Annotated in this window: 14 protein-coding genes and 1 tRNA gene; 7 read left to right on the top strand and 8 right to left on the bottom strand. The window is 56.4% G+C overall.

Translation table 11 applies throughout. From position 1 onward, the window contains the following. The first annotated feature begins 1 nt into the window (after position 1). Entirely contained in the window at positions 2-220 is a 219-nt protein-coding gene (locus tag AFK62_RS21560; RefSeq protein ID WP_071884394.1) for a DNA-binding transcriptional regulator, read from the top strand. Between the two features lie 147 nt (positions 221-367). Here the strand turns inward: AFK62_RS21560 and AFK62_RS16570 are convergent. Next, positions 368-443 (bottom strand) — tRNA-Ile (locus AFK62_RS16570). A gap of 126 nt (positions 444-569) precedes the next feature. Between AFK62_RS16570 and mug the strand changes: the two genes are divergently transcribed. Further along, the gene (mug, locus tag AFK62_RS16565; RefSeq protein WP_007669414.1) at positions 570-1,076 is read left to right on the top strand and encodes a G/U mismatch-specific DNA glycosylase; all 507 of its coding nucleotides are present in this window, start codon (positions 570-572) and stop codon (positions 1,074-1,076) included. 47 nt (positions 1,077-1,123) lie between these two features. Here the strand turns inward: mug and AFK62_RS16560 are convergent, their stop codons facing one another. From AFK62_RS16560 to rpsU, 4 genes are all read right to left on the bottom strand, one after another. After that, positions 1,124-1,546, bottom strand: coding sequence for a hypothetical protein (locus AFK62_RS16560; RefSeq protein WP_032984218.1), 423 nt, complete (start codon positions 1,544-1,546; stop codon positions 1,124-1,126). A gap of 255 nt (positions 1,547-1,801) precedes the next feature. Then, positions 1,802-3,646: an RNA polymerase sigma factor RpoD gene (gene rpoD, locus AFK62_RS16555; protein WP_053532038.1), complete on the bottom strand. Its 1,845-nt coding sequence runs from the start codon at positions 3,644-3,646 to the stop codon at positions 1,802-1,804. Between the two features lie 237 nt (positions 3,647-3,883). Next, positions 3,884-5,629 carry a DNA primase gene (gene dnaG, locus AFK62_RS16550; RefSeq protein ID WP_007669402.1) on the bottom strand — a complete coding sequence of 582 codons (1,746 nt, stop codon included), beginning with the start codon at positions 5,627-5,629 and terminating at the stop codon, positions 3,884-3,886. 112 nt (positions 5,630-5,741) lie between these two features. Continuing rightward, positions 5,742-5,957, bottom strand: coding sequence for a 30S ribosomal protein S21 (gene rpsU, locus AFK62_RS16545; protein WP_001144069.1), 216 nt, complete (start codon positions 5,955-5,957; stop codon positions 5,742-5,744). Between the two features lie 248 nt (positions 5,958-6,205). Here rpsU and tsaD point away from each other — a divergent pair, with 248 nt between their 5' ends. After that, positions 6,206-7,219: a tRNA (adenosine(37)-N6)-threonylcarbamoyltransferase complex transferase subunit TsaD gene (gene tsaD, locus AFK62_RS16540; protein WP_007669397.1), complete on the top strand. Its 1,014-nt coding sequence runs from the start codon at positions 6,206-6,208 to the stop codon at positions 7,217-7,219. Between the two features lie 40 nt (positions 7,220-7,259). Here the strand turns inward: tsaD and plsY are convergent, their stop codons facing one another. Beyond that, a complete protein-coding gene (gene plsY, locus AFK62_RS16535; RefSeq protein WP_007669395.1) occupies positions 7,260-7,877 on the bottom strand; it encodes a glycerol-3-phosphate 1-O-acyltransferase PlsY in 618 nt (205 codons plus the stop codon). A 107-nt stretch (positions 7,878-7,984) separates the two neighbouring features. Here plsY and folB point away from each other — a divergent pair, with 107 nt between their 5' ends. Then, on the top strand, positions 7,985-8,344 hold the full coding sequence (gene folB / locus AFK62_RS16530) for a bifunctional dihydroneopterin aldolase/7,8-dihydroneopterin epimerase (RefSeq protein WP_007669393.1): 360 nt from the start codon (positions 7,985-7,987) through the stop codon (positions 8,342-8,344). 123 nt (positions 8,345-8,467) lie between these two features. Beyond that, on the top strand, positions 8,468-9,286 hold the full coding sequence (bacA, locus tag AFK62_RS16525; RefSeq protein WP_007669390.1) for an undecaprenyl-diphosphate phosphatase: 819 nt from the start codon (positions 8,468-8,470) through the stop codon (positions 9,284-9,286). Between the two features lie 5 nt (positions 9,287-9,291). Here the strand turns inward: bacA and AFK62_RS16520 are convergent, their stop codons facing one another. Further along, positions 9,292-10,539 (bottom strand): multifunctional CCA addition/repair protein, encoded by a 1,248-nt coding sequence (locus AFK62_RS16520; RefSeq protein ID WP_007669388.1) that lies wholly within the window; start codon positions 10,537-10,539, stop codon positions 9,292-9,294. A gap of 95 nt (positions 10,540-10,634) precedes the next feature. Beyond that, positions 10,635-11,249 (bottom strand): TIGR04211 family SH3 domain-containing protein, encoded by a 615-nt coding sequence (locus tag AFK62_RS16515; protein ID WP_007669385.1) that lies wholly within the window; start codon positions 11,247-11,249, stop codon positions 10,635-10,637. 249 nt (positions 11,250-11,498) lie between these two features. Between AFK62_RS16515 and AFK62_RS16510 the strand changes: the two genes are divergently transcribed. Next, positions 11,499-12,800: a CYTH domain-containing protein gene (locus AFK62_RS16510; RefSeq protein WP_007669381.1), complete on the top strand. Its 1,302-nt coding sequence runs from the start codon at positions 11,499-11,501 to the stop codon at positions 12,798-12,800. A 20-nt stretch (positions 12,801-12,820) separates the two neighbouring features. Beyond that, entirely contained in the window at positions 12,821-15,658 is a 2,838-nt protein-coding gene (glnE, locus tag AFK62_RS16505) for a bifunctional [glutamate--ammonia ligase]-adenylyl-L-tyrosine phosphorylase/[glutamate--ammonia-ligase] adenylyltransferase (RefSeq protein ID WP_007669379.1), read from the top strand. Positions 15,659-15,684: the final 26 nt, after the last annotated feature.

The raw sequence follows: 15,684 nt of genomic DNA, 5'->3' as shown, positions 1-15,684 counted from the left end.
CATGTTCCATTGTCCAAAATGCCAGCACGCGGCACATGCGCGCACCAGTCGCTATCTCAGCAGTAATACCAAAGAGCGATATCATCAATGCACTAATATAAACTGTAGCTGCACATTTGTTACGATGGAGTCTATAGAGCGCTTTATCGTTACACCCGGAACAGTAATGCCTGCACCACCACATCCTGTTGTGGGTGGTCAACATCCATTATGGCTATGATAAATTACCCGCCGCGCGCGGGTTTTTTTATGCCTTCAGTAAAGAGCCAGTAAAAATCCACCGCCACTTTATCGCCACTCAAAAACATGACAACAAAAAAGCCACCCTTGAGCGGTGGCTTAATTATATGATTTTACTGATAAAATTTGGTGGCCCCTGTTGGGTTTGAACCAACGACCAAGCGATTATGAGTCGCCTGCTCTAACCACTGAGCTAAGGGGCCAAGGCGGTGGATTATAAAGTAACTGGCGGCGCCAATCTAGTCTCGCGGTTGCGGGTGCTGAATTTGTAAGCAGGGATGGCCTGACGCTTTATACTTTACAGATCTGAGAGTTAACAGGGGAAGAACATGATAAGCGATATTATCGAACCGGGGCTGCGCGTGGTTTTTTGTGGAATTAATCCAGGAAAGTCATCGGCACACACTGGCTTTCATTTCGCGCATCCGGGTAATCGCTTCTGGAAAGTTATCCATCTTGCGGGCTTTACCGAGCGGCAGCTGAAGCCCGAAGAGGAGCGGCATCTGCTGGATACGCGCTGCGGCATTACGATGCTGGTGGAACGTCCGACGGTGCAGGCGAGTGAAGTCGAGGCGCAGGAGTTGCACGAAGGCGGGCGTAATTTGGTAAAGAAAATCGAAGATTTCCAGCCGAATGCGCTCGCGGTGCTGGGCAAAAAAGCCTTTGAACAAGCATTCAGCCAGCGCGGCGTAAAATGGGGTAAACAGAAACTGACTATCGGCGAGACGGAAATTTGGGTGCTGCCGAACCCGAGCGGGCTGAATCGCGCGTCGCTCGACAAACTGGTGGAAGCTTACCGGGAGCTGGATGAGGCACTCGTCGCGCGCGGCAGGTAAATAAAAACGGCGCAGAGAATGCTGCGCCGTCAGGAAAGGTGGGGGGCTTAGCCGCCGGCCTGTTCGATGATCAATTTGCCGAGTGATGACTGGATACGGAAGCAGAGCGTTTTAATTTGCGACTGATACATCGTGATGACGATGTCGTTAAGCTCTGGCGTCAGCCCGTCTTTAATCGAGAGGTATTTACCGCTTCTGGCCGTCAGAGCGTCCATTTCCGCCGCGTAGCGGCTGTACGTTTTCGGGCCGTAATGTTTGAGCGCGTCGAGCTCTTTACGGCAGGTCGCCATGCTGTTGGTGCTTTCAGAGGCAGCGGCGAAAGGTTTACTTTCAGGTGCCGGTTGTACTGGCTGCGACTGTGCGGCGACCGGAGCGGGCGCTGGCGCGAGCGGCGTAACCTGGCTTTTTGGCGGCTGGCTGGCGCATCCGGCCAGTAAAACGCATGTCATGAATAACAGCGACTTGTTCATCCCGGGCCCTTGCTGTGTTATCAACACGATGTTTCATTTTTATACGCGAAAATCTTCCAGCAAATTACCCACAATTAATATCTCTGACAAATTATTTTTTCTGATTTATCCACGTTCATCACGGCAATTTATCCTTATATGACAGTTTGTTGACGCAAACAGGTAAAAAGACGATTGGCACTGAAAATTGTATTTGCGAGACCAATAAAAAAGCCCTCCGAAGAGGGCTTTTTAATACGTGTTAACCGCAGGCGATTAATCGTCCAGGAAGCTGCGCAGCACTTCAGAACGGCTCGGGTGACGCAGCTTACGCAACGCCTTCGCTTCGATCTGACGGATACGTTCGCGGGTTACGTCAAACTGTTTACCCACTTCTTCCAGCGTATGGTCGGTGTTCATGTCGATACCGAAACGCATACGCAGTACTTTGGCTTCACGCGCGGTAAGGCCGGCCAGGACGTCGTGCGTGGCGGCACGCAGGCTCTCGGTGGTCGCAGAATCCAGCGGCAGCTCAAGGGTGGTATCCTCGATGAAATCACCCAGATGCGAATCTTCATCGTCGCCAATCGGCGTTTCCATGGAGATAGGCTCTTTAGCGATCTTCAGCACTTTGCGGATTTTGTCTTCCGGCATCAGCATGCGTTCAGCCAGCTCTTCTGGCGTCGGCTCGCGGCCCATCTCCTGCAGCATCTGGCGTGAAATACGGTTGAGCTTGTTGATGGTCTCAATCATATGCACCGGAATACGAATGGTGCGCGCCTGATCTGCGATAGAACGGGTGATAGCCTGACGGATCCACCAGGTCGCATAGGTGGAGAACTTGTAGCCGCGGCGGTATTCGAACTTGTCTACCGCTTTCATCAGACCGATGTTGCCTTCCTGAATCAGATCCAGGAATTGCAGACCACGGTTGGTGTACTTTTTGGCGATAGAAATAACCAGACGCAGGTTCGCTTCAACCATCTCTTTCTTCGCTCGACGGGCTTTCGCTTCGCCGATAGACATGCGACGGTTGATGTCTTTCACCTGTTCGATAGTCAGGCCAGTTTCTTCTTCAATCTGCTGCAGTTTTTGCAGGCCGCGGTGCACATCTTCCGCCACGTCGTGGAGCTTTTCAGACCACGGTTTGTTCATAGCGATGGCCGCATTGAACCAGGTTTCGCTGGTTTCGTTGCCGGTGAAGAGGGTGATGAAGTTCTTCTTCGGCATTTTGCACTGCTCAACGCACAGCTTCATGATGATGCGTTCCTGGGTGCGCACGCGGTCCATCATGGTACGCATGCTGTTTACCAGGTAATCGAACTGTTTCGGCACCAGACGGAACTGTTTGAACACTTCAGAAAGCTTCAGGATCTCTTCCTGAGACGCCGCGTTGCTGCGACCTTTGGCTTTGATAGTGTCGCGGGTCACTTCGTACTGCGTACGCAGTTCGCCAAACTTCTCGCGCGCGAGTTCCGGGTCGATACTGTTGTCGTCGTCGCTGCTGTCGTCGTCAGACTCTTCGTCTTCGTCTTCGTCATCATCCATCTCTTCCTGAGAGAGTTCAGAGCCGACGTGCGTCGCCGTAGGGGCCATATCTTCTTCGGCATTCGGATCGACAAAACCGGTGATCAGATCGGAAAGGCGCGCTTCGCCCGCTTCCACGCGATCGTACTGCTCCAGCAGATAGGTGATCGCTTCCGGGTATTCGGCGACGGAGCACTGAACCTGGTTGATCCCGTCCTCGATGCGTTTAGCGATGTCGATCTCGCCTTCGCGAGTCAGCAGCTCAACGGTACCCATTTCACGCATGTACATGCGAACCGGATCGGTGGTGCGCCCGATTTCAGATTCCACGCTGGATAACACCTGCGCAGCCGCTTCTTCCGCATCTTCGTCGGTGTTATTCGAGTTTTCAGCAAGCAACAGATCGTCGGCGTCCGGTGCTTCTTCCATCACCTGGATGCCCATATCGTTGATCATTTGGATGATGTCTTCGATCTGATCGGAGTCGACGATATCTTCCGGCAGATGGTCATTGACCTCGGCATAGGTCAGATAGCCCTGCTCCTTACCACGGGTGACAAGAAGCTTAAGCTGTGACTGCGGGTTTTGCTCCATAAGACGGTATCCACACTTATTTCATGAGGTTGGTGTCGTAGGCGTTGCCGCCAACAATAACGTGTGCCCGGGATTTCGTGTCTCAATGTGACAAACGACGGCGCGTAATAGCGCCTGAACGCGTTGACAGCGACATGAAATCCTCAGAGCGGTGCGGGCTGTTTTATTATTGCCGCTGCCCGGCAGTGCGGCTCTCGGGTGCACCCGATCGTCAATCGGCAATTAAGCCGCGGAATTTTATTTCTTTGCGCGCGCTTCGGTAATGATGCGCACTTCTTCGCGCTCCGCCGCGCTCAGTCCCTGGGTGCGCGAACGGGCTATCAGTTCTGTTAATCTCAACTCCAGCACCGAATCAAACATATGGTCCAGCGCGTCGGTAAACGTTTTTTCAGCAATATCCTTATCTGCTATATCGTCCCATGTTGAGAGTTTTTCAAGGGTAGCGGCTTCTTTTGTACCGCGATAATGTTCGAGCAACTGCCCGGTGGTCAGACCAGGCTGCGAAAGACAAGTATTGACCAGCTCCGTAAAGAGCTCCAGCCCCGGCAGTTTTGTTTTATCTAACGCCGCCAGAGAGGGCACTAACGGTGCCAGCTCAGGATTCTGAACCAGTAATCCTATCAGTATACGCATGGTTGTGCGCTTTAGCGTCGGCGCGGGCCGCGTTTGCGAATTATCTGCCTGCCGTGTCATCAACCGTTCAAGCTGACTGTCATCCAGAATGCCGAGCTTGTTGCCTAACTCCTGACGCAGGTAGATGCGCAGCGTCTCGCCTGGCACCTGACTGATTAAAGGCAGCGCGAGCGTGCTGAGCTGCGCGCGCCCGTCCGGCGTGCTCAAATCCACCTGCGGTAGCAGGCTATTGAACAGGAACGTCGAGAGCGGCTGAGCCTGCTCCATCCGCGCCTCGAAAGCCGCTTTCCCTTCCTGGCGAACCAGCGTATCCGGATCTTCGCCATCGGGCAGAAACATAAAGCGTAGCTGACGTCCGTCAGTCATGTAAGGCAGCGCGGTTTCCAGCGCACGCCACGCGGCGCTCCTGCCTGCTCTGTCGCCGTCGTAACAGCAAACCACGTTATTCGTGACACGAAAGAGCATCTGAATGTGCTCTGCCGTGGTCGCCGTGCCGAGCGAGGCGACCGCGTAGTTAATGTCGTATTGCGACAGCGCCACGACGTCCATATAGCCTTCAACAACTAACAGGCGCTGCGGATTCGGGTCGCTCTGCTGCACTTCATACAGGCCATACAGCTGGCGGCCCTTATGGAAAATATCGGTTTCCGGGGAGTTTAAGTATTTCGGCAGCGCATCACCTAACACGCGACCACCAAAACCTATCACTCGCCCGCGCTTGTCGCGGATGGGGAACATCACCCGTTCGCGGAAGCGGTCGTAACTGCGGCCCTGATCGTTGGTTACCAGCATGCCCGCGTCGATAAGCGACTTGCGGTTTTCGCTGTTGTTGCCAAAACGCTTAAGGACGTTGTCCCAGCCCGGCGGCGCATAGCCAATGGCGAAGCGCTCAATAACCGATTCGCTCAGCCCGCGTTTTTCCAGATATTGGCGCGCGGGTTCGGCGCTTTGCGCCTGTAACGCCTGACGGTAAAAACCGTTCAGCCCGTCCAGCAATTCGTACAATGTCTGGCGCTGGTGGCGCTCAATTTGCGTCGGCCCGCTGCCCGCTTCGAACGGGACTTCCAGATTGTGCATGGCCGCCAGTTCTTCGACGGTCTCGACGAATTCGAGCTTGTCGTAATTCATCAGGAAGTCGATAGCGTTGCCATGCGCGCCGCAACCGAAGCAGTGATAAAACTGTTTTTCGCCGTTTACGGTGAAAGAGGGGGTTTTTTCATTATGGAAGGGACAGCACGCGTGGTAGTTCTTGCCCTGCTTCTTGAGCTTTACCCGTGCGTCTATCAGGTCGACGATATCGGTGCGAGCCAGCAGATCATTGATAAAGACACGTGGGATTCGTCCAGCCATAAGCCCCGTTTTTATCAGCCCATAAACGAGAATAAGCCGCGCATTCCTTTCGGAAGCACGGCCTCTACAACTACTACTCTGTCTGTTTCAGGGGAGCATATCCCCTGAGGAATTAGTACAGACGAGTACGGCGTGCGTTTTCGCGAGCCAGTTTCTTCGCGTGACGTTTCACTGCGGAAGCTTTGGCGCGTTTACGTTCGGTAGTCGGTTTTTCATAGAATTCACGACGACGAACTTCCGCCAGAACACCCGCTTTCTCGCAGGAACGTTTGAAGCGACGCAGTGCTACGTCGAACGGCTCGTTTTCACGTACTTTAATTACCGGCATGTGCCTCTCACCTTTGATTAATTCGGTTCTGCTGGCATCAGAACGCCAGCTTATTTCAAAATGGTGCGGAATTTTACTGCAACTGCTGCTGCTTTGTAAAGCACCGCCAGGACCAGAAACGCGGTTTTTGTGCGGTCTCTTCCAGGGGCACGCATTATACACTATCTGGTCGCCTGGGTTGAGCAAAGTTTTACATCCGCAGCCGTTGGCCCTACACTGCGCGGCAGGCGAGAGAGGTAAGAAAAACCATGCGTGTACTGGGAATTGAGACATCCTGCGATGAAACCGGCATCGCCATTTATGACGATGAAAACGGGTTATTAGCCAACCAATTGTATAGTCAGGTGAAACTGCATGCCGACTACGGCGGCGTGGTGCCTGAACTGGCCTCGCGCGATCATGTGCGTAAGACCGTGCCGCTGATTCAGGCCGCGATAAAAGAAGCGGGCCTGACGGCACAGGATATCGACGCTGTGGCCTATACCGCAGGGCCAGGTCTTGTGGGCGCGCTGTTAGTCGGCGCGACCGTCGGCCGTGCGCTGGCGTTTGCCTGGAACGTGCCGGCGGTGCCGGTACACCACATGGAAGGCCATCTGCTGGCACCGATGTTAGAAGATAACCCGCCCGCGTTTCCTTTTGTGGCGCTGCTGGTCTCTGGCGGTCATACGCAGCTGATTAGCGTCACCGGCATCGGTGAGTATGAATTACTCGGAGAGTCTATCGACGATGCGGCGGGCGAAGCGTTTGATAAAACCGCTAAGCTTCTGGGGCTTGATTACCCCGGCGGCCCGATGCTGTCGAAAATGGCCGCACAGGGCACCGCGGGGCGCTTTACCTTCCCGCGCCCGATGACCGACCGCCCGGGGCTGGATTTCAGCTTCTCCGGGCTGAAAACCTTCGCGGCGAACACTATTCGCGACAACGGTACCGACGATCAGACCCGAGCTGATATCGCGCGTGCCTTTGAAGACGCGGTGGTGGATACGCTGATGATCAAATGCCGCAGGGCGCTGGATCAGACCGGCTTTAAGCGTCTGGTGATGGCAGGCGGCGTAAGCGCGAACCGCACGTTGCGCGTACGCCTTGCGGAAATGATGCAAAAGCGCGGCGGCGAAGTTTTCTATGCGCGTCCTGAATTTTGCACTGATAACGGCGCGATGATTGCCTATGCGGGGATGGTGCGTCTTAAAGCGAAAGGTGAAGCCGGCCTTGGTGTAACTGTTCGTCCGCGCTGGCCGCTGGCGGAACTGCCTGCCGCGTAACGGCTCAGCAATATGACATCAAGAAAAAAGGAGTGAATGATCACTCCTTTTTTTCTGCCCGTTTTTTGCGAAACCGGCTCCAGATTTTGGTTTCCTGGCCGCGCCATAAGCGCTGAATGTTGTCGTGATGACGCAAGAGAATCAGGCAGGAAAGCATCGCCACCGGGAAGGTAAACTGCGGCTTAAACCACCAGACGTAAAACGGCGCCACCAGTGCGCTTACAATCGCGCCCAACGAAGAATACCCGCTTAACAACACGGTCAAAAGCCAGGTGCCCGCCATCACGCCGGTCAGATCCCAGCCGATAGGGGCGATCGCACCAAACGCGGTTGCCACGCCTTTGCCGCCGCGAAAATGAAAGAAAACCGGCCAGATATGACCAAGACAGGCGGCGATGGCGATAAGGCCCAGCCAGAATGGCGTCACGCCCAGCGCATAGGCGCCCCAGACGGGCAACATGCCTTTCAGCACGTCGAAAATCAGTACCGCTACGGCTGCTCCCTTGCCGCCAATCCGCAGGACGTTGGTCGCTCCGGGGTTGCCGGAACCGCTGTCACGAGGATCGGGGAGACCTGCGATGCGGCAGACCAGAATGGCGCTGGAAATCGAGCCGCAAAGGTACGCGAGGAGGATCATTCCAGGCGCGATTGCACTCATAACGCTGTTCCGTTGTGAAAATGTCGTTGTATTCTCTGCATCTGTGGATAATACGCATATTTTGCCGGAAGTGGTATCCGGCTGGGCTAAAAACAGGCAGGGCCGTGATGGACATAGTATTTATAGAGCAACTTTCGGTAATCACCACTATTGGCGTTTACGACTGGGAACAGACCATCGAGCAGAAACTCGTGTTCGATATCGAAATCGGCTGGGATAACCGCGCGGCGGCGAAAAGCGACGATGTACGCGATTGCCTGAGCTACGCCGATGTCACTCAGGCTGTGCTGGAGCATGTTGGTAAGGGGCGTTTTGCGCTGGTGGAGCGGGTGGCAGAAGAGGTCGCAGAGCTGATTCTGACTCGCTTCAATGCCCCCTGGGTACGCATTAAATTAAGCAAGCCTGGCGCGGTCGCGCAGGCGGCAAATGTCGGCGTAATGATTGAGCGTAGCAATAATCCGAATTAAAACATTTAAATTCATAATGGTTAAACCAAACGCGGGTATACCGGTCATAATGCAGGAACTTTCGCGGCCGTTGCGCTGATGGCCGCGTTTTTTAGCTTTTTTTGGGGTATGAGGGTTTACTGAATGACTGATATGCACTCGCTGCTGGTCGCAGCGATCCTGGGCATTGTTGAAGGACTCACCGAATTCCTGCCGGTATCCAGTACCGGCCATATGATAATCGTCGGTCACCTGCTGGGGTTTGAGGGCGATACCGCCAAAACCTTTGAGGTGGTGATCCAACTGGGGTCAATCCTTGCCGTCGTGGTGATGTTCTGGCGTCGTCTGTTCGGGTTAATTGGCATCCATTTCGGACAACCGCCGCATGAGGGTGTCGGCAAAGGCCGCCTGTCACTTATTCATATCCTGCTCGGTATGGTGCCCGCCGTGGTGCTGGGCCTGCTGTTTCACGATTTCATCAAATCGTTGTTTAACCCGATTAACGTGATGTATGCGCTGGTGGTTGGCGGTGTGCTGCTAATCATTGCGGAAGTGCTGAAGCCGAAAGAGCCGAAAGCGCCGGGTCTGGACGATATGAGCTATCGGCAGGCCTTTTTAATCGGCTGCTTCCAGTGCCTTGCGCTCTGTCCTGGTTTTTCGCGTTCAGGGGCGACTATCTCTGGCGGGATGCTGGTTGGCGTGAGCCGTTATGCGGCCTCGGAGTTTTCCTTCCTGCTGGCGGTACCGATGATGATGGGGGCGACCGCGCTTGATCTCTATAAGAGCATGGGCTTCCTGACAATGGCCGATCTGCCGATGTTCGCAGTAGGCTTTGTCACCGCCTTTATCGTGGCGCTGGTGGCGATCAAAACCTTCCTGCACATCATTAAACGTATTTCGTTTATTCCTTTCGCGATCTACCGTTTCATCGTAGCTGCCGCTGTTTACGCGGTCTTCATGTAAACGTCTTAGCCCTCAGCCGCTGGCTGGGGGCATCTCGCCTCTTTCCAGGCCGCCACCGCGCGGATCCGCCGTTTGGTCAGTTCCTCGCGAATCGCCGGGCCGGTAAAACCTTCGGCCACGACATCTTTTGTCGATACTGCGCGCGCCACGTCCCACGCTTCTCTGAGCAGCCGCGCCTGCGGATAATCTTTGGCTTCAAAACCGGTGCGCCCGCGTACATCCGCTTCGCTGGTAATAGCGATTTGCTCCACGCGCTGCGGCTTGCGCCAGGCGTCTATCGCATCGAACAGGCCCACGATAGTGCGCGGTTTCAGTATCGGGAAGGTATGAATAAGATCGTGATATTCCGCAACCAGCTTTGCTAAATCGCGAATGTCGTTAGGGACGCGCAGCCGCTTGCAGACCTGCTCAACCAGCCGCACGCCCGCCGCGCCGTGACCATGATGGCGTGGCCACAAATGCGGCGGCGTCAGCCCTTTGCCCAAATCATGCACAAGCGCTGCGAAACGCACATCCACCGCCGGGCTTAGCATCGCGGCCATAGAAAGCGTCATCAGCGTATGAATGCCGGTGTCAATTTCCGGGTGCCATTTGGCGGGTGCCGGGACGCCGAACAGCTTGTCCACTTCCGGGAACAGCACGCCCAGCGCGCCGCACTCGCGCAGCATCAGAAAGTAGATTTGTGGGTTACGGGTGGTCAGCGCGTTTTCGGTTTCCTTCCAGACGCGCTCCGCCGTCAGGTGCGAAAGCTCGCCGTTCTCCGCCATGTCGCGCATGAGCGCGAGCGTTTCCGGTGCGATGCGAAAACCGAGATGCGCGTAACGCGCGGCGAAGCGGGCTACGCGCAGCACGCGCAGCGGATCTTCATTAAATGCGGGGGAGACATGCCGCAACAGGCGCAGCTTCAGGTCGTCGCGACCGTGATAAGGGTCGACAAACTCGCCAGCGTCGTCCTGCGCGATGGCGTTGATAGTGAGATCGCGGCGCGCTAAATCTTGCTCCAGCGTGACGTCCGGCGCGGCATAACATGTAAAGCCGGTGTACCCCTGGCCGGATTTACGCTCGGTGCGCGCAAGAGCATATTCCTCGCGGGTCTGCGGGTGCAAAAATACCGGGAAATCTTTTCCTACCTGCTGATACCCAAGCTCAAGCATCTGGGCAGGTGTGGCGCCCACAACCACCCAGTCTCTGTCCTTTACCGGCAACCCTAACAGGGCATCACGCACCGCACCACCAACCAGATAACTCTTCACGCATTCCACTCCGACATCTATTTAGCCGACAGATAATACGTTAAGTGTAGAGGAGATGGTGAGCGAAAAGGGCAGCGGGCGCTGCCCTGAGGGGATTAGTTCATCCAGCGGTCTTTACGTTTACGGCGTGGGATCATATGCGGGAGCAGTAAACCGAGCAGTAAACCGACACCCAGCACGCCGCCGCCATACATAAACCACTGCATGATAATGGTGCGCTGCTTATCATCGATCTGAATATTGGCGGCGTTCACTTTCTTCTGCGCCACGATAAGCTCGTTTTTAAGCTTTTGATTTTCGTCTTTCAGCCCATTGATGATGCTGTCGCTGGCGGCGACTTTCTTCTGCATATCCGCCGTGCGCTGGTTCCACGTGGTATCGATGTTATTAAGCTTATCCGTCAGGGTTTTTACCTGACTTTCCAGCTCCGGCACCCGTGTGCGCAGGCTCGGTTCGCTTTTCAGCTGTTCCAGCGGGATCCACGAGGTGCGACCGCTTGCATCCCGAATCTGTCCATATTTGCCGTTACTTTCCAGCAGTGCGACTTCTTCGCCGGCATTTACTGTGCCGACGAGGCGGTAATTGTCACCAGGGCCACTACGCACCCAGGTGTTGAGTTCATCCGAGACATAGCGTTTTTCGTCGGCAACGGCCTGGGAAGAGACGCTAAGCGCAAGCAAAGAAAAGCAAATCAGACGTAATTTGTGCATCAGTTGGTCGTTATTGTCGTTGAAAGTGGAACGATAGTAGTGGCATCAGTCTGACGATGCAAAGCGTAAACCTGAATGGGAATCTTCCTGGTCAGCCTGTCGCCTGCCACCGCGGCAAATTTTGGTTTTTGATAGCGTCAAAAAGCCTCAAACGTGGCAATTTTTCGCAAAATACTATCTACTGACAGATACCAGGCTATTAAGTTCGCTGGCATTTTCTCCAGTGTGACTCAACCAGAAAGCAGAGACATGGCTCAGGAAATCGAACTCAAATTTATCGTCGACCCGGAACAGATTGACGCGTTGCGCGCTGCGCTAAATGCCCTCGAGGCCGAACACAGCGCCCCGCGACAGCTGCTCAACATTTATTACGAAACGGCGGACAACCAGTTGCGCCGTCACGATATGGGGCTGCGTATTCGCGGCGATAATGGCCGTTATGAAATGACCATGAAGGTGGCTGGCCGCACGACCGGCGGGTTACACCAGCGGCCGGAATATAACATCGAGCTGGATTCGCCCGAGCTTGCGCTGGCGCGCTTCCCGGCAGAGGTCTGGCCGCAGACGCTGTCCCCTGAGACGCTGCAAACGGCGGTCCGCCCGCTGTTCAGCACCGATTTCGCTCGCGAGAAGTGGGTGGTTACTTACGGTGAAAGCCGGATTGAGCTTGCACTTGACCGCGGCGAAGTGAAAGCCGGTGAGCTGGCGGAGCCCATCTGCGAACTGGAACTCGAACTGTTGCATGGCGAGGCCGCCGACGTGCTGAAATTTGCGCGTCAGCTGGTGGCAAAACCGGGTTTGCGTCAGGGGAGTCTCAGTAAAGCGGCGCGCGGCTATCATCTGGCGCAGGGCAATCCAGAACGCCCGCTGCGTCCGCTGACGCTGCTTAAAGTGCCTGCGAAGGCGCAGGTTGAGCAGGGGCTTGAAGCGTCCCTGGAGTGGGCGCTGGATCACTGGCTGTACCATGAAGAGCTATGGCTGCGCGGCAACAGCAAAGCGAAACAGCAGGTATGCGAAGCCATTGCCCTGGTGCGTCATACGCTGGCGCTCTTCGGCGGTATTATTCCGCGAAAAGCGAGTACTCGCTTACGTGATTTGCTCACCCAATGCGAAGCGACGCTTGCAACAGACGCCTCGGCGCAGACGGTCGCTTTCAGCGCCATTCAGGCTTCCGCTCGTCTGGCGCTGACCGAATGGATCCTCTTCCGGGGCTGGCAACCTTTCCTGGATGAAAAAGGCCGTCAGAAAATGGCAGATTCATGGAAACGCTTTGCGGACATCAACCTTTCCCGCCACGCCGCAGAGCTGAAAGCAGCATTTGCTCAGCCGCTTGGCGATCGCTACGTCGATCAACTGCCGCGTCTGGCGCGTGAACTGGACGCGCTGCGTCTGCTGGCGGGCGTCTATGACGACACCGTCGCGCTGTTCTGGCTCGATAACTGGCAGGGGCTGCGCCATGCCATTGAAACCGGCCAGCGCATCGAGATTGAACATTTCCGCAATGAGGCTATCTCGCAGGCGCCGTTCTGGCGGCACAGCGGGAAAGTGTAAACGACCACAGGAAAACCCGCATGACGCCGCTCTCCCTCCCGTTGCAACAGCACTGGCAAGCCGTGGTGGAGCGGCTGCCTTTTGATGCCGCCGCGCTCAGCGATGATGCGCGAGCGGTACTGACCTTCAGCGATTTTGTGCGCGAGGCTGTCAGCGCACACCCCGACTGGCTTGAGGAATTAGACGCCGCGCCACCTGCGGCGGACGAAGGGCGCCAGTATGGCGCCTGGCTCCAGGCGTCGCTGGCGCAAGTAAATGACGAGGCGGCGCTCATGCGCGCGCTGCGTCTCTTCCGCCGTCGCATCATGACGCGCATCGCGTGGTCGCAGGCGCTGGCGCAGACAACCACGGCGCAGACGCTCACGCAGCTCAGCCAGCTTGCGGAAACCTTAATCGTCGCGGCGCGCGACTGGCTTTACGCGGCCTGCTGCCGGGAGTGGGGCACGCCGTGCAACGCGCAGGGTGTCGCGCAACCGCTCATGATCCTCGGGATGGGGAAGCTTGGCGGCGGCGAGCTGAATTTTTCCTCTGATATTGATCTGATTTTTGCCTGGCCTGAAGGCGGATCGACGCAGGGCGGTCGGCGTGAACTGGATAACGCCCAGTTCTTCACGCGCCTTGGCCAGCGGCTGATTAAAGCGCTCGACCAGCCCACTCAGGACGGCTTTGTTTACCGCGTAGACATGCGTCTGCGCCCGTTTGGCGACAGCGGCCCGTTGGTGCTGAGCTTCGCAGCCCTGGAGGATTACTATCAGGAGCAGGGGCGCGACTGGGAGCGCTATGCGATGGTGAAAGCGCGCATCATGGGTGATAACGATGACGTCTGGAGCCAGGAGCTGCGCGCCATGCTGCGGCCTTTCATTTTCCGTCGTTATATCGATTTCAGCGTGATCCAGTCGCTGCGCAATATGAAGGGAATGATTGCCCGTGAAGTACGCCGCCGCGGCCTTACGGATAACATCAAGCTCGGCGCAGGCGGCATTCGCGAAACCGAATTTATCGTACAGGTATTTCAGTTGATCCGCGGCGGGCGTGAACCGTCGTTGCAGCAGCGCTCGCTGCTACCGACGCTGACGGCAATTGAAGAACTGCATCTACTTTCAGCCGATGACGCCGCCTGTCTGCGCGACGCGTATCTTTTCCTGCGCCGGCTCGAAAACCTGCTGCAAAGCATCAATGATGAACAAACCCAGACGCTGCCGGGTGATGCGCTCAACCGCGCGCGCCTGGCGTGGGCGATGGGTGAGCCGGGCTGGGAGGCGCTCAGCGCGCGGCTTGAGCAGCATATGGCAGGTGTGCGCCGGGTGTTTAATGAGCTTATTGGCGATGAAGAGCCGACCGGCGGCGAGGAGTCGCTCACCGAAGGCTGGCGCGAGTTATGGCATGACGCGCTGGATGCTGACGACGACACACCCGTGCTGAGCGCGCTCGGCGCAGAAGGCCGGATGCGGTTTCTCGCAACGCTTGCCGATTTTCGCAAAGAAACGGAAAAACGCACCATCGGTCCGCGCGGGCGTCAGGTGCTTGATAACCTGATGCCGCATCTGTTGTGCGCGGTCTGCGCAAGCCCCGATGCGGCGGCACTGACGTTATCGCGTGTAACGCCGCTCTTAACTGGCATCGTCACCCGCACCACGTATCTCGAACTGCTCAGTGAATATCCCGGCGCGCTGAAGCACCTGATTCGTCTGTGCGGCGCCTCGCCGATGGTGGCAAGCCAGCTCGCGCGCTATCCGTTGCTGCTTGATGAGTTGCTTGATCCAAATACGCTTTATCAGCCGACGGCGATGGATGCGTATCGTGACGAGTTGCGCCAGTATTTGCTGCGCGTGCCGGACGACGATGAAGAGCAACAGCTTGAGGCGTTGCGGCAGTTTAAACAGGCACAACTTCTGCGCGTGGCGGCAGCGGATATCGCCGGTACGCTGCCGGTAATGAAAGTGAGCGATCACTTAACCTGGCTTGCGGAAGCCATCATTGACGCGGTGGTTCAGCAAGCGTGGGGCCAGATGGTGGCGCGCTATGGCCAGCCGACACATCTGCGCGCACGCGACGGACGCGGCTTCGCGGTGGTGGGCTACGGTAAGCTCGGCGGTTGGGAGCTGGGTTACAGTTCCGATCTCGACCTGGTGTTTTTGCACGACTGCCCGGCAGACGTCATGACCGATGGCGAGCGCAATATCGATGGCCGTCAGTTCTATCTGCGCCTCGCGCAGCGCATCATGCACCTTTTCAGCACCCGTACCTCCTCCGGCATTCTCTATGAAGTAGACGCGCGTCTGCGCCCATCTGGCGCTGCGGGCATGCTGGTGACGACAGCGGAAGCCTTCGCGGATTACCAGAAAAATGAGGCCTGGACATGGGAGCATCAGGCGCTGGTGCGTGCCCGCGTTGTCTACGGCGACAAGCCTCTCCAGGCGCAGTTTGACGCCATCCGCCGTGACGTGCTCTCCACGCCGCGCGATGCCGATAAATTGCAAACAGACGTGCGCGAAATGCGCGAGAAGATGCGCGCGCACCTGGGTAATAAACATCGCGATCGGTTTGATATTAAAGCTGATGAAGGCGGCATTACCGATATTGAATTCATTACGCAGTTTCTGGTGTTGCGCTACGCGCCTGAACAGCCGAAGCTGACGCGCTGGTCGGATAACGTGCGCATTCTGGAATTGCTGGCGCAGCACGACATCATGCGTGAAGACGAAGCGAAAGCGCTAACACAGGCGTATGTCCGGCTTCGCGACGAACTGCACCGGCTGGCATTGCAGGAACAGCCCGGGCACGTGGCGCAGGCGGCATTCAGTCAAGAGCGTGAACAGGTGCGCGACAGCTGGCGACGCTGGCTGGCCCCGGCGTAACCGTGCGATCGCGCGTAACTGTGCTA

Source organism: Cronobacter condimenti 1330, assembly GCF_001277255.1.
In the GTDB taxonomy this organism is placed as follows: Bacteria; Pseudomonadota; Gammaproteobacteria; order Enterobacterales; family Enterobacteriaceae; genus Cronobacter; species Cronobacter condimenti.
Note: the sequence above shows the minus strand (reverse complement) of the source record. Positions and strands in the feature narration are given on the sequence as shown.